The organism is Oligoflexia bacterium (assembly GCA_035326705.1).
Classification (GTDB): Bacteria; Bdellovibrionota_G; JALEGL01; order JALEGL01; family JALEGL01; genus JALEGL01.
The window spans coordinates 1-13,708 of the sequence record DAOLES010000007.1; the positions used below are offsets into that span (position 1 = coordinate 1).

General features: G+C 39.1%; 12 protein-coding genes and 2 rRNA genes. 5 read left to right on the plus strand and 9 right to left on the minus strand.

The annotated features are described in order from the left end of the window. From PKC21_09095 to PKC21_09105, 3 genes are all read left to right on the plus strand, one after another. Positions 1-370, plus strand: a 23S ribosomal RNA gene (locus PKC21_09095); the annotation flags it as partial. Positions 371-471: 101 nt separating this feature from the next. After that, a 5S ribosomal RNA gene (rrf, locus tag PKC21_09100) occupies positions 472-588 on the plus strand. 244 nt (positions 589-832) lie between these two features. Next, on the plus strand, positions 833-1,642 hold the full coding sequence (locus PKC21_09105; protein HMR25495.1) for a type II secretion system protein: 810 nt from the start codon (positions 833-835) through the stop codon (positions 1,640-1,642). A 9-nt stretch (positions 1,643-1,651) separates the two neighbouring features. Here PKC21_09105 and PKC21_09110 read toward each other — a convergent pair whose 3' ends face one another. Beyond that, entirely contained in the window at positions 1,652-2,020 is a 369-nt protein-coding gene (locus tag PKC21_09110) for a glutathione S-transferase N-terminal domain-containing protein (protein ID HMR25496.1), read from the minus strand. Positions 2,021-2,200: 180 nt separating this feature from the next. On the opposite strand from PKC21_09110, the gene PKC21_09115 reads away from it, so the two are divergent. Both PKC21_09115 and PKC21_09120 read left to right on the plus strand, forming a co-directional pair. Next, the gene (locus PKC21_09115; protein ID HMR25497.1) at positions 2,201-2,608 is read left to right on the plus strand and encodes a hypothetical protein; all 408 of its coding nucleotides are present in this window, start codon (positions 2,201-2,203) and stop codon (positions 2,606-2,608) included. Continuing rightward, positions 2,608-3,306, plus strand: a complete 699-nt coding sequence (locus tag PKC21_09120) for an RES family NAD+ phosphorylase (protein HMR25498.1) — start codon at positions 2,608-2,610, stop codon at positions 3,304-3,306. Before PKC21_09115 ends, PKC21_09120 begins: the two co-directional genes overlap by 1 nt. Before the next feature lie 4 nt (positions 3,307-3,310). Here PKC21_09120 and PKC21_09125 read toward each other — a convergent pair whose 3' ends face one another. The 8 genes from PKC21_09125 to PKC21_09160 all read right to left on the minus strand — a co-directional run bounded on the left by PKC21_09125 (position 3,311) and on the right by PKC21_09160 (position 13,576). After that, entirely contained in the window at positions 3,311-4,216 is a 906-nt protein-coding gene (locus PKC21_09125; GenBank protein HMR25499.1) for a type II secretion system F family protein, read from the minus strand. 54 nt (positions 4,217-4,270) lie between these two features. Further along, positions 4,271-6,406: an ATPase, T2SS/T4P/T4SS family gene (locus tag PKC21_09130; protein HMR25500.1), complete on the minus strand. Its 2,136-nt coding sequence runs from the start codon at positions 6,404-6,406 to the stop codon at positions 4,271-4,273. Continuing rightward, complete coding sequence (locus tag PKC21_09135; GenBank protein HMR25501.1) at positions 6,399-7,934, minus strand: pilus assembly protein N-terminal domain-containing protein; 1,536 nt, start codon at positions 7,932-7,934, stop codon at positions 6,399-6,401. The genes PKC21_09130 and PKC21_09135 overlap by 8 nt, the downstream gene beginning before the upstream one ends. Then, positions 7,924-8,787 (minus strand): Flp pilus assembly protein CpaB, encoded by an 864-nt coding sequence (gene cpaB / locus PKC21_09140; GenBank protein HMR25502.1) that lies wholly within the window; start codon positions 8,785-8,787, stop codon positions 7,924-7,926. Before cpaB ends, PKC21_09135 begins: the two co-directional genes overlap by 11 nt. A 580-nt stretch (positions 8,788-9,367) precedes the next feature. After that, complete coding sequence (locus PKC21_09145) at positions 9,368-9,853, minus strand: hypothetical protein (protein ID HMR25503.1); 486 nt, start codon at positions 9,851-9,853, stop codon at positions 9,368-9,370. Next, on the minus strand, positions 9,850-11,271 hold the full coding sequence (locus tag PKC21_09150; GenBank protein HMR25504.1) for a hypothetical protein: 1,422 nt from the start codon (positions 11,269-11,271) through the stop codon (positions 9,850-9,852). The genes PKC21_09145 and PKC21_09150 overlap by 4 nt, the downstream gene beginning before the upstream one ends. Then, positions 11,262-12,434, minus strand: a complete 1,173-nt coding sequence (locus PKC21_09155; GenBank protein HMR25505.1) for a hypothetical protein — start codon at positions 12,432-12,434, stop codon at positions 11,262-11,264. The genes PKC21_09150 and PKC21_09155 overlap by 10 nt, the downstream gene beginning before the upstream one ends. A 521-nt stretch (positions 12,435-12,955) precedes the next feature. Next, positions 12,956-13,576, minus strand: a complete 621-nt coding sequence (locus tag PKC21_09160; protein ID HMR25506.1) for a pilus assembly protein — start codon at positions 13,574-13,576, stop codon at positions 12,956-12,958. Positions 13,577-13,708 lie beyond the last annotated feature (132 nt).

Consider the following 13,708-nt stretch of genomic DNA (forward strand, 5'->3'; position numbering starts at 1 on the left):
AGGTCCCAAGGGTTTGGCTGTTCGCCAATTAAAGCGGTACGCGAGCTGGGTTTAGAACGTCGTGAGACAGTTCGGTCCCTATCTGCTGTGGGCGCAGGAAATTTGAGAAGCGCTGTCCTTAGTACGAGAGGACCGGGATGGACGCACCGCTGGTGAGCCAGTTGTTCCGCCAGGAGCATAGCTGGGTAGCTACGTGCGGAAATGATAACCGCTGAAAGCATATAAGCGGGAAGCAGCCTTCAAGATAAGATTTCCCTGAGACTTCGGTCTCCTAAAGTGCCGTTCTAGACTAGGACGTTGATAGGTCAAGTGTGGAAGCGCAGTAATGTGTGAAGCTAATTGATACTAATTGCACGTGCGGCTTAGTCATTGAATTGAATGAATATCCGGGTATTGTAAAGATATACACAAACACAAAATTGCAAACATTAAGTCTTTGTTTGATTGTATAATATTAAACAAAGCATGATTTGCGGTGGCAATATCGAAGAGGTCACACCCGTTCCCATCCCGAACACGGAAGTTAAGCTCTTCAGAGCCGATGGTACTGCAGGGGTAGCCCTGTGGGAGAGTAGGACGTCGCCGCTTTATATTTGAAGCCAGTTTAGGTAACACTAAACTGGCTTTTTTTGTTTGGCGATTGGTTTTTTATGTGTAGAGTTTAGTAATATAGATTGCGTTTAAAAAAATTTAGGACAAATTATTTTATGAGCACTCGTCGAATGGGTCAAGAGCACTCAAGATCAAAGAAGTTTTACATTTATATCAGCATAAGAAATGTGGGTTAATGATAAAACTGTGTTATAATCAAATTTGAGAAGGGTTAGGTTGAATGTTCTTTAATAAACATAAAAAAAATAATAGGTCAGGTTTTACACTTGTAGAACTCTTTGTCACTATTCTTATTGTAGGAGCGCTTGCTGCCGTTGCAATTCCAGTACTGCAAAGATATTTAAAAAAATCTAAGAAAGGCGAGGCCAGTCTTAAACTTAAACAGTTTTATGATTCTCAAATGGTTTTTTACAATGAGCAGCCCTTTATGTTCAACCAAGATACACCCTGTTTGCCAAACCCTAGGTTTAGTCCAGTGACATCATTTCATTGTTTAACCAAAGAATGTGATGCGGGGGAGGATATGGCAGATTACACAGTTCCACCGGCAGGTCGTAAAGGGTATATTTATGCTTATTCTTTAGATGGTAGCCAATTGTTTACCAATAGCAATTGTGACATGCATGCAAGTTACGCTAACTACGGTGCCTTAGGGCTAATGAATTTGGGGGCTACAGCCATACCAACAAATACAGGCGTGAGTTTGTCAGGTAATGACACCATTATAAGTTTTAATGGTGATACTGCAGGTTTTTTTAATTTGGTATCGTTTGAAGACTCTTCTTTTCGAGCGTCAGTGGCGGCTAATGCTGGAGAGTCAATGTTGTTGATTGCATATGCTGACACTGATGGAGATTATACTGCCCCAAGTCAAAATAGTTTTGTTGCAGATTTATTGAGAGCTGGTAGCAGAACTCATCCATTTAATATTGATCAGATATGGTCTATGTCACGAGGTATTTATATTGAGGCAGCTTCACGTCAAGTGAAAGGTACTGCAGGTATTTATGAAGTGAATGAAGGTGAATAAAACCAAGCTTCAAGCAGTCAAAAAGTTTTTGTTTAAATATTGAATAATATCATTGGATTCATACATCCAAGTTTCTTTTGAACCATCTTTTATTCTTAAACAAGGTACTTGAATCTTGCCACCATTTTTTAATAACTCTTCACGTGCAGTCGGGTCGTTTTTTGCGTCTTTATAGGTCATATTGAGACCCAATGATTTAACATGTCTGCGTACTTTGACACAAAATGGACAGGCTTCAAATTGGTAAATACTGTAGTTTTTTAGCTGTGAGTCCACTGTTTTTTGTTGCTCTAAACTGCGTTTTACCAATTTTTTTGTAGGGATAATAGCATTAAAAAATAAGATTAGTTTTCCTAAGATAAAACGAATGGCTTTCATGGCACATCTATAGCACGATCTTAAAAATGCAAAAAGTAAATCTTTTGATTTTGAAAAAGTACATGCAACGTATAAAATACAGTGAAATCATATTATAATATTTATTTTTACATTAAATATTTGATTTTATTTATGAAAATAAATAATGAAATCATACAATAATTGTGATATTCTACTATTATGAAAAAAAGTGAAAACATTGGAACTCAAAGTTATGCCCACGAAGCAAGCGTTTTAGGTAAAGCATTTTGGTCTATTGTGAAGCTATACAATCTTAATCGCGAAGAACAAGCACTCATTCTTGGAGTTAAAAAAAATGGGCAGCGTTTATTGGATTTAGAAAAGAAAAATAGCATACCAGAGGATGTTGATAAGTTTTCACGGGTTGGCATATTGATTGGCATTCATAAAAATTTACGTATGCTTTATCCTTACAATAGGGAGCTGGTCTATGGTTTTATTAAGCAGCCTTGGAGCTTGTTGAATAAAAAATCACCCATTGATTTTCTAAAGGAAGATCCTAAAGCTTCTTTTCAACGACTTTTTACCCTTAGAAGAATGTTAGATAATTTGCGTGTAGCCTACTGATGATAGACTTTTCTGCTATTTCAGTATGGGAAGGTGAAAGTTATCGGAACATAACCACCTGTTTTCCAAGTCAAGATTTATTGGATGATCTCAGCTTAGATGAGTCTGATAAAGTCGTATTGCAATATTGGGAAAATAAAACCAGCAATATTGATCATAGCATTGCGCAGCTTAATCGAGTATTTCAGTACGGAGATACAACAAGCACCTTAGCTATTTTTGATCAACTTCAATGGAATGTTGGCCGGTTTAATACTGCAGATTTTGGTGTTTGGTATGGGGCTTTGGAAGCAGAAACATCTGAAATAGAAGCTTTACATTGGTTTTATCAACATGAGAAAGAGCGTTTGGTCTATGCAAAGACAGATATACATAGAGATCGTAAAATGTTTAAAGCAAAGATTAAAGCCGAGCAGGCTTTTGATCTTAGAGCAAGGAAAGAAATTGATCAAAAACAGCTGATTAGCGAAAACTACAGTTATACGCAAAGTTTAGCGCAGGCAGCGCGAGCATCAGGGGTTGAATTATTTCTTGCGCCTTCTGCAAGAAATTTAGGCGGCAACTGCACGCCAATTTTTAAACGAGAAGTTATTGTTGAAGATCAAATCATTTATTATTTAAGGTTTACCCTGACCAAACAGGGGGAAGTTTATAAAACCAAACAAGGCATTCCGCAGAGAGTTTTATTACCAGCATAGTTTTTTAAACATCAATGCTGATCACTTTTTTGATCCAAAAATAACCAACGGTTTGTAGGATAACGGCAAAGATAATGAACATCCAACCTAAGGTGGTGGTGAACAGGGGTTGAATGTATTGTGGATTGGTGATGTATAAGAATGCACCAAAGGCAAAAGGCATACTGAATAAAATAATACCTTGCATCTTTCCTTGAGCAGTCAAGCCTTCTATTTTACCATCCACTTTTCTGCGTTCACGAATGGTATGTGCAATAATATCAAAAGTCTCACTTAAGTCACCACCGGTTTCACGTAAAATTAAAATAGAATGAATGGCTATGCTTAAATCATTGCTGGGGAGACGCTCCAACATTTTTTCTAAGGCTTGATCAATACTTAAGCCTAATTTTTTTTGTGAAAGCACCAAAGCAAATTCTTGTGACAAAGGTTTGGGCATTTCTTTCACAAGAACTGAAAGAGCCTGTTGTAAATTAAGTCCAGACTTAAGCGAGTTGGACATGAGGTTTAAGCCATCCACCAATTGGCGATCAAAAATGGCTAAATGTCTTTTCCACATAAAATCTAAGATAATAAGCGGCAATTTCCAAATAAACCATAACAAGGCAAGCGTAAGTAAAAAACTAACCCAGTAAAATCCCCAGGTAATGTAGAGGACAACAACAGCAGTAAAAAGCATCACAATCAACAAAGTATGTTGCAGCAGTTTTTTATTGAGAGGAAGAAACATTTTTTCTGACAATACAGTGCAATGATCAAGGTGTTGTTGCAGGCTTTTGTAGATTTTATTTTCTAAAAGAGGGTAAAAAGAATAAATCATAAAAAAAATAGCCAGTGCAATCAAGATAATATTGATGTAGCCAATCATGAAGGAAGGAGATGAAAGTGACGAAGATGACGCTGTTGTCATTGTGTCTGAAGCAGTTTGAACATTGAAGCTAAAGCTAAAAGTAAACATAAATATCTATTGGTTGAACAAGCCTTTGGGCATCTTAATGCCTTTTTGTTTAAACTGTTGAGCAAATTGTGGGATTAAACCAGTAGCCTGAAAGTAGCCTTTAACAGCATCGTTTTTATCTAGCCCTTCAGCTTTATAGACAAAAATATCTTGTAATTCCACTTCTTCAGCTTTATTTTTACTCATGCCCAACACTTCTGTCACGGCAGTAATTTTTCTGCTTCCGTCAGACATTCGGGTTAATTGAATAATAAGATCAACAGCACCCGCAATCTGCTCTCTTATGGCGCGCGATGGAAGTTCCATACCAGCAAACATCACCAAAGTTTCTAAGCGTGCAATACAATCTTTTGGGGTGTTAGCATGAATGGTTGCCAAACTGCCATCATGACCGGTATTCATGGCTTGCAACATATCCAAAGCTTCAGCCCCACGGCACTCACCAATGATGATTCGATCAGGTCTCATTCTTAGCGTATTTCTAACCAATTCACGAATAGGGATAGCGCCTTCACCTTGCAAATTGGCGGGACGTGATTCTAGACGGCCAACATGCTCTTGTGCCAGTTGTAGTTCTGCTGAGTCTTCAACCGTAATGATACGTTCATCATTGGGAATAAAACTGGCCAAGACATTGAGTAAGGTTGTTTTACCGGTACCTGTTCCACCAGAAACCAAAATATTGAGCTTGGCTTGCACGCAGGCTCTTAAAAAATCTGATATTTCAGGTGTGAAAGCATCAAGGTCAATCAGATGTTGTGGACTTAAAATTGATTTGGTGAATTTTCTAATGGTTAGCATGGGGCCATCAATTGACAGAGGAGGAATAATAGCGTGCACCCGTGAACCATCACTCAGACGAGCGTCCACCATGGGTGTTTTTTCATCGATACGCCTACCGATAGGGGCAACAATTCTTTCAATCACGCCCAAGAGTTGTTGATTGCCAGTAAACTTTAATTTGGTTTTTTGCAATTTGCCTTGCTGCTCAACATAAATTTGATCAAAGCGGTTGACCATAATTTCTGTTACTGATGGGTTAGCCAACAAATCTTCTAAGGGCCCCAAGCCTAAAGCTTCATCTAAAACTTGCTTGGTAATCAATTGTCGTTCTTGTCTGGACTTGATTTCAGGAATTTGATCCAGCAATTGAAAAATGGTCTCTTTGGTTTTAACCCGTAAATCTTCAATAGATTTTTCGTCCTGCTTAATGAACTCTTCAACAGAAAGATGGCGAAAATCCATAACCTCAATCAATTGCGCATGAATTTTGCGTTTAATTTCATCATAATGGTCATTGTGTTTGCTTAAGCTTTGGCTGTGCTCTTGCTCAGCTAAAGAAGGGTCTTGGATGCTGGCTTGGGTTTGTGCAGAGTTTGTTGGTTGAACAACGTGCTGTTTAATTAGCTGCCGGGCAATTTCTTCAACCACTTGTGCATAGGGAAAGCGTGGATTGTAAGAAAATAAAGGTCTCCCGGTTTCAACCGATTCGCGAATGGCTTCCGATGCATTAGGCAGCAAAGCCAAGATATTACGATTAAGTTTTTGTTGGATGACAGCCTCGTTGATGGCTTCTCTTGGATCAAAGCGATTGACGACCAACTGAACTTTACTGCTTTCAAAAGCCATATTCTGAATTTCATTCAAAGCATGATTGGCTCGATGCAGGGTTAAAATTTCTGGAGTGGTCACAAAGTAAATGGCATCAGAATGTTCAAAAACTTCTGTTGCCATAGCATCAAACTCACTGCCTAAATCAACCACAAGGTAATCAAATTCCTGTTGGCATAGTTGCAACAAACGGACAAAGGCTTTGATATCTAAATTTTGTAGTCCATTGGGAGATAAGCTGCCTTGCAAAGTATAAATTTGTTTTTCATGATGATGAATTTGACTGATAAGATCAGTGCGTAACATCTTAAACGCGCCTTTACTTAATTCCATCAGTGAAGTGTTGACCCTGGCACCCAGTAAAACACTGATATCGCCACAGTCCTGCGGGTCTAAATCCAGGATGAGTACTTTTTTTCCCTTACTTTGCTTTTCTATTGCGTAAGCCAAGTTGCTGGCAAAAACACTTTTTCCAACCCCAGCTTTGGGGCCAATGATGGCTATGGTTTTAGCAAGTTGCAAATTATTCAACCTCGTTCTTTATTTCATCAACGCTATCGTTGGCATCAGGATAGACTTCATACAAATTAAACTGATCTTTAAGCTCTTGGTTAGAATCTTTAGAGTACTTTAAGATTTTTGGAGTAATAAAAACCAAAAACTGACTGCGTTGTTTGCTTAAGTCATTGGATTTGAACAAAGTAAACAGTGAACCTAGTGGGAAGGGATCCACCAATTCTGTCCCACCATTGGCAGCAGATGCATTACCTGTGGGCGGACGATCAAAAAACTGTCTGTAGGAGTGACGAATCAAGCCTCCAATAACAACAGATTCACCGGACTGAACAATTTGAGTGGTATTCACAGAGTTTTGCACGATGGACACGTTTCCATTAACAGAAGGAGCCCCCAAGGAACTGATTTTGACTTCTACAGACATATCAACGTCTGTACCACGTGCGTAAGGGCGAATTTTCAATTTGGCACCAACATTTTGAAATTCTAATGATACAGTCCCATTACCTTGTGCTACAGGAAAACCAAGGCGTGTACCACTTTCTATGGTGGCAACCTCCCCACTTTTAACAGAAACAGAAGGGTTTTCTAAGATGCGTGCCAAACCAAGCGATTTAAAATAGTTTAGTTTGGGCAAAAGATTGTTGGCAGAGCCAGTCACAGAACCGTTAAAGTTGGTACTGCCTGAAACTGGATTTAATGTATAGGATAAATTGGTGCCAATGTTTGGAACTGGATTCCAAGTAAAGTTAAAGTTTTTTGAGAAGTTTTTTGACACTTCAACAAAGTGAGCGTTGATTTGAATGGTGGGTTGCATGGAAGGAGGACGGGGAACTTCTCTTAAATCTAAAACATTGATAACATTTGTAGAATAGAGCATAGCAATTTTTTCTGCTTTGATTGAGGCTTGTGGAGAGTAAACTTCCCCTTCTAAAACAATTTTACCTCTGATAGAGCGTACTTGTACTTCATCCAGACCTATTTCTTCTTGGATTTTTTTAGCGATGACCTGATCAGAGTTGGGACTCATTCGGGTAAGATCAACAATGTTTGCCATATTGGATTTTATTTTTTCAATACGTTCTTTGTCTGATGGTAAAAAGACTTCGCCATCAATAATAATTTTATTATTCAGTTTTTTAATACTAATTCCTTCAACATCTACTAAGAGTTGTCTGATTTGATCTAGCAAACGGTTAGGATCACGTGAGTATACCGTAAGCTCTAAGACTTCACGTTGATTATCTTTTTGATCATAAACCATCAGTAAAGTGGTTCCAGGATTTTTTGGAAACAAGGTTAAACGATTTTTTTCTCTGTCCGCCTTGAAATCAACTACTTTTGGGTTACCAATAGTAATGTTTCCTATATCAAAGTTATAGGTTTTCACTTTTGGATTGTTTACGCGCAGGTATTCTTTTTGACTCTTAGCCCAAAGCAATAAAGGACCAAACAAGAGCAATAAAACTAAAAGATGAGAAACTGTTTTTTTCATAAGTCTAAGACTTCCTAAAATACCAAGGACTAAGTTTTTATGGGACATAACTGCTTTGGCCTCCTCTAATTTCAAGCCATTTGGCTTGGTTACCGATTTGTAAAGGTTGGGTAATACCCGTAACGGACTCTGATGTGCTTGTTTCTTGTTCTAAGGCTTCATTGAGTTCAGTGGATAAGCGATCATGATAAGAGCGAAGAGACAAACTTAGATCACCAATTTGCTGGGCCACGGCTAAATCCATACATTGCTTAGGTGATAGCAGTAATGTTACATTAGAAAAACTGGTTTGGTTTTGCACCCCGCTGAACAAACTATTTTTACCGGCTTTACTTTGACCTTCTTGACTAGGACGATCAAAGATATAGTTTTTACCTACCGCCAAGACTTGAACATTTTGTAATAAAGTTTTGGCTTCAACATTTTTTGCAAGTCTGGTTTGTTTATCCAAGGTTCTAAAAATACCGATGATATCTACCGTATCTCGATTACGGATTAAACCTGCCACCCCAGTGACCTCATTGACAGCAACGGTACAGGCTCGCATTTTAGAAGGAATAATAGGGGAAATCCCACCTTCACCGATCAAGGCTAATTTTGTTCGGGTTAATTGCTCACCTTTTTTAATGGTGGCATCGGCCATATTAAAACCAATAATTTTACCTTCCTCACCAGCTATAACAGCCAATGGTTGAACAAAAGGTTTGGGAACCCGCTTAAGAGCCAACATATCCTGAGTAATAATTTCATAGCGCAACACATCTTTTGCAGCAACAACAACGGTTACTTGCTCATATTGACCTAACAAGCGCTTACGTTCACTGTCTAAAGCCAATTTAATTAAAATAGCGCCTGACAATGCAACAGCTAGGGCTATATAAAAAGCTTTTTTATTTTTCATCGTTTTTTCTTTCTAAGTGGGGATCTTCCCCCCTTCTTGAGCGGCCCTGCATAAGACATTCTAGTTCGTTCCTCACGAGAATGTCTAAAAAAGCGTGGTTTTTGCTCAATTCATCCCACCCAGGTCGACATCGATATAAAATCTCGTCTCCTGAATTACTACGCTCCTGTTCAAGATGGGTCTCACGACCCCCTGGGAAACAAAAAACGTGGTTTTTGTTTCCTCGCCCCTGTGCCAGAGGCTACATAAAGCAGCCTCTGGTGTTTGGGAGTAGAAAATGTTTTTATTCAAAAGGTATACGCTAACTTTTGAGATTTTTTCATGTGTATATCTATTTATTGTACGCGAGAAGGTGGAAAAGACAAGAACTGGGCTCAATGGCTTTGTTTTATTTTCTTTGGATAAAAGCTTAAACAATAGCCACTTCATTTTTTTATTTAAACTGAACAGACAGGTTCTTGATAATGTAAATTTTACTAATAAATTTATAGAGCGTAAGGTGTTGAAAAATTGAAAACTTACTTTTTGTACTAGGCTGAGTAAAATATTATTAAAAGGTTTCATAACAATTAAAAAATTTTTAAAAGAATTTAAAGTCTTCAAAGAAACGTTGGTACCAAGTTTTCTTTTCTTGAACATAGTTTTGTTCTTTACGCATTTGAGCAATGATGCGTAGAATTTCTTTATATTCTTGCAGTTGGTGTTCTTTAGATTGTTTTTCCAAACGTTGCACATGATCAAGAATGTTTTTTTCATTGAGGGTGCGGGAAATATAGAGATCAATACTGGCTTGTGTCTTAGGGTTATTAAGTGTTTGGTCCAAAAAAAATTTAAAACTGGGGCTTAAAATAAGTTGTTCAATGTCTTGTTGTAAGAAGCCTTGGGTTTGCATTTTTTGGACAGTTTTTATGGTCCAATACCGGCGAATATTTTCAATGATAGTTTGTTTTACTTCAGGTTTGAGTTGTTCCAAACGTTCTTGAAAACTGATTTGTGTTTGAGCACATAAAACAGTGTGAGCAGAAGAAAGCAATACCCATAAAATAATAAAAACTATACGACTCATGGAGACTCTCCAGATTCAGATGCATCGGTATTGTTTTGATTTTGCATGAGCAATGCAGAGGCAACCACATCCAAAACACCACTATAAACTTGCTCTGAGTTGAACAGATTTTGTGTGGTTTGGCTTGCCTGCTCAATGGTTTGGGGATTTTGAAAAAACTGAGCGAGACCCTGCGAACCTTTAGACTCAGCTATGGCTTTGCTTAAGGTTTGTTCAAAGCTAGAAAAAGTTGAAGAAACATCAACAGCACCATTGGCTAAACCAGCACTTGCACCCAAACCAGCACCATTGATGGCCTTATTGGCTTTATCTTTGTAATTTTCTTTAAGTTCGTATTTCCAGACCAGGGCTTGGTGACTGCCCAAAGCCCCAGTTACTCCGGCGGTGGCAATGCTGGCCGCATCACCGCCAGATGCCCAGGTTGAAAGTACAGCATTGCTGGCCGTAAACATGGCAGATTGCCTAGCTTCACCCTGCCAATTGCTTAACGGAATAAATTCTGCAACAGTTTTTGTATTATAGGCACCTAAACCAGAAGAAATTAAAACGGTTTTACCATTCAGTGTACCACTGACAGCGCCACTGACGGTTGCTTGTAAGGCTCCTTTGGCGGCACCAGTTAAAATATCAAATTTTGTGTTTTCAAATGATTTAACCGTATCGGATGTGTTGAGGCCTTGTACCGCCCCCAAGGCAATTTGCCTTGGATCACCTTCACTGCTGGTAAAGCCAATGGCTCCGTATTGTACAGCAGATCCCAATGCTTCCCGCCAGCTGGCAGCATCTATATCATTTCCTTGAAAGAATTCTGAACTTTGGTTGCTGGCTAAACCTCCGGTACCTGCCGCCCAAGCAACACTCTCAAACTTAAAACCATCAACACCATTATTTACCAATTGATGCGCGCTTTCAGTGATGGCACCTTTGGTCGCGCCTGTGATGAAGGTGTCTTTTTGAAAAAAATCCAGCTGAGAAAAAACTTTGTTTAAACCTAAATCAACCGCTAAATTTGTGCCAATATCAGCAAGGATATCACCGATATCATCCACCGGATCAAAAGATATTAAATCGATTGCATCGTCAGCATTGTATGCACTACCGGCTAAATCAATTTTTCCATTACCATGATCAAACTGTTGAAGTTTGATGTTGTGTTCAACCAATTGTTGTTGACTGGCTCTATCATTAAGTCTAAAGCCTTGAAAAATCATCAACAATAAAAAAGCTAAAATTGGCATCATTAAGGCCAATTCAAGTGTTGATTGACCTCGAACGTTTTTTCTAGAAAAAAATATAAAATCAGTTTTAAACGTTTTTCTGTGTTCGCTAAGTCCTCGCTGCGCTGCGGAGACGCTCACTTCAGAAAAACGTTTAAAACTGAAAATCATAAAATGATTAGCGATGGTTCTTAGTGCCATATGTCATCCCATTCTACAGTAATGCCATATTTATCTGAGATTTCTTGTAACAGAGGAATGATAGGGGTGTGACCCTCTAGTTGTCGTTGGTAATCGGCAAAGCCAATCAATTTAGCACCATCAAAGGTTTCTCCAGGATTGCCATGCGGTAAAGCTTGCAAAGGAGCTTTTGGAAATTTTCCACCAAAGGGTTTGGCCAAAGAAGCAACCAACATGGGCCAACGGCGTGGGCTTTGCGAATCAAATCTGGGCATAAGATCAATATCTTCTCCACCGGCCAAACTGACATTGCCTTCATCTGCGGCATTAGGATTTTTCACTTTAAGATTGAATTTACCTTCCACAGTACTAGAAGGGGGGTCATACATGGCCATAACCGCAAAATGACTGGGCCATGATTTATCGGAAGCCGGATGGCGACCTACGATTGTTTTGGTGGGACTAACATCGATACCAGATGGAAAAGGAAAACTGCAGACTTGCACATAAGCAGCCGTGATTGCTTGTGAACTGTAAGTGGGATAAGTAAATGCGGTCATATCATTGGCGGGATTCAATGAACTGGGAATAAATAAGGGCAGCTCCATATCACCAGTACTGGTCACTCTTAAATGATCATGTATAAGACCATTTTGATAAGAGGCTTGCAAGCTGTCAATATTAGGGTCTTGGCCCATGGCCTTAATGACTTGATGGCGTAAACGCTGTGGTAGATTTGGGGTATGAATAATCTGACTGACTACATGTTCATGGCTTAAGCCATTGGTGTTTTCAATGATATCCATAATTTGATCAACTCGTTGGCCACGATAAGTCTCATAGGCACGCACAATTTTTTTGCGTACGAACTTATCCAAAGCTTGCGCAGCGCCACCACATCCGGTGTTGGCTCCAGGATCATTGGTTATACTAAAGACAATAGCGCTGGTGCTTACTGGATTAGAACCTGAAAAAGCAATAAAAGATGATGGAATTAAAGCCGATTGCGTGGCATAAAATTTTTCTAAAATATCTTCATTGAGAGCATGAATTTTATCCAAAGCTGCCCTTTGAATTTGTGCACCAGTTAAGGCCGCATAATCCACACTTTGTTGCAGTTTGATTTTTTCCCGCACCAACATACTGCTCTGAAACACCATAGAAAACAGAGCCAAAAAAGCCATAAAGATAAAGGCAAGACCAATGGCAAGTTGGCCATCATTATTTTTTAAATGGTTAAGTCCGAGAGGCTTTTTTATAAAGCTGAACGCACGGGGGTGAGAAAACGAAAACCGCGTTTTCGTTTTTGAGGGGGTCGTGAGACCCCTCTTAAAAAAGAGCGAAGCGGGAGCCATAAAGATAAAGGCAAGACCAATGGCAAGCTGGCCACTGTTTTTTTTGTTAAAGGGGGATCTTTTAGTAACTGTTAGGCCGAAGGTCTTACAGTTACTTATGCAAGGCCCCCCCTTCTTTGACCAGCTTTGCATAAAATGTTCTAGTTCGTTCCTCACAAGAACATTTAAAGACGCGGTCTTGGTCAAATTCAACCCACCCAGGTCGGAATCGGCATAAAGCCTCTCCTCCATAATAGTTTTTGCTACTTTATTCACTAGAGATGAAAAATAAACATTCTTTAAGCGAGCGATTCCGCAGCGAAGCGAGGACTTAGCGAGCGTAAGAATATTTATTTTTTTATAAGTAGACATTAGGGTGATACCGGTTCTCTTCCTAAATAAGCTTGCCGTTGAATGGCAATGCCTTGATAGCTTCTTCCCATGCTTTGACCTTTGCATGGATATTTTTTTAAGGCGCCTGCAAATAAGATTTTTGCTCCTGGAAAAACAATGGGTAGGCAATAATAGACTTTTACGCCAGTGCCTTGAGCACAATCTTGGCCACGACAACCAATATAGTTAATGCCAACACTGCCATCGGTATTGCTCAAACTTGAGCCGTCATACTGAACATGATTGCCATCATAATAACTGCGTTGATTGGATAAAAGATCTGGGCCATCCAATTTGATTTTTGCATGTTCCCACATAAGACTTTCAAAAATTACTTTTTCAGCGCTGGCCTCTGCAATGCTTTGTTGGTTGTTGGTATAAGGAGAGCTTTGGCCATGGCTGTAGTCAATACTACCTAAATCACGATCACCATAAACTTGAAAACTTCTTGCAGCAGAAAAAGCTGCAAGTTCGGTAACGCTGGCGCTTTGAAAGAATAAAATGATTTCAGTAAAAGCAAGAAACAATAAAAAAATGATGGGCATAAGCAAGGCAAATTCAACGACAGACGCACCTTTATTGGCCTTAATTTTTTTCATCTGTTTAAAGTTTACCACGTTCCTTTCCATGCCAACAATCATTTTACCCCCTTCGTTTTTTATATTTATAAAACTTAAGCTTGCTGGGGAAAAAGGAAGGAAGAAACCCCAGCAAGCTTCCCGCTTCGCTCT

Coding starts and splice junctions, on each gene's coding strand:
- PKC21_09105 (HMR25495.1), top strand. CDS start 833: ATGTTCTTTAATAAACATAAAAAAAATAATAGGTCAGGTTTTACACTT.
- PKC21_09110 (HMR25496.1), bottom strand. CDS start 2,020: ATGAAAGCCATTCGTTTTATCTTAGGAAAACTAATCTTATTTTTTAAT.
- PKC21_09115 (HMR25497.1), top strand. CDS start 2,201: ATGAAAAAAAGTGAAAACATTGGAACTCAAAGTTATGCCCACGAAGCA.
- PKC21_09120 (HMR25498.1), top strand. CDS start 2,608: ATGATAGACTTTTCTGCTATTTCAGTATGGGAAGGTGAAAGTTATCGG.
- PKC21_09125 (HMR25499.1), bottom strand. CDS start 4,216: ATGACAACAGCGTCATCTTCGTCACTTTCATCTCCTTCCTTCATGATT.
- PKC21_09135 (HMR25501.1), bottom strand. CDS start 7,934: ATGTCCCATAAAAACTTAGTCCTTGGTATTTTAGGAAGTCTTAGACTT.
- cpaB (HMR25502.1), bottom strand. CDS start 8,787: ATGAAAAATAAAAAAGCTTTTTATATAGCCCTAGCTGTTGCATTGTCA.
- PKC21_09145 (HMR25503.1), bottom strand. CDS start 9,853: ATGAGTCGTATAGTTTTTATTATTTTATGGGTATTGCTTTCTTCTGCT.
- PKC21_09150 (HMR25504.1), bottom strand. CDS start 11,271: ATGGCACTAAGAACCATCGCTAATCATTTTATGATTTTCAGTTTTAAA.
- PKC21_09155 (HMR25505.1), bottom strand. CDS start 12,434: ATGGCTTTTTTGGCTCTGTTTTCTATGGTGTTTCAGAGCAGTATGTTG.
- PKC21_09160 (HMR25506.1), bottom strand. CDS start 13,576: ATGAAAAAAATTAAGGCCAATAAAGGTGCGTCTGTCGTTGAATTTGCC.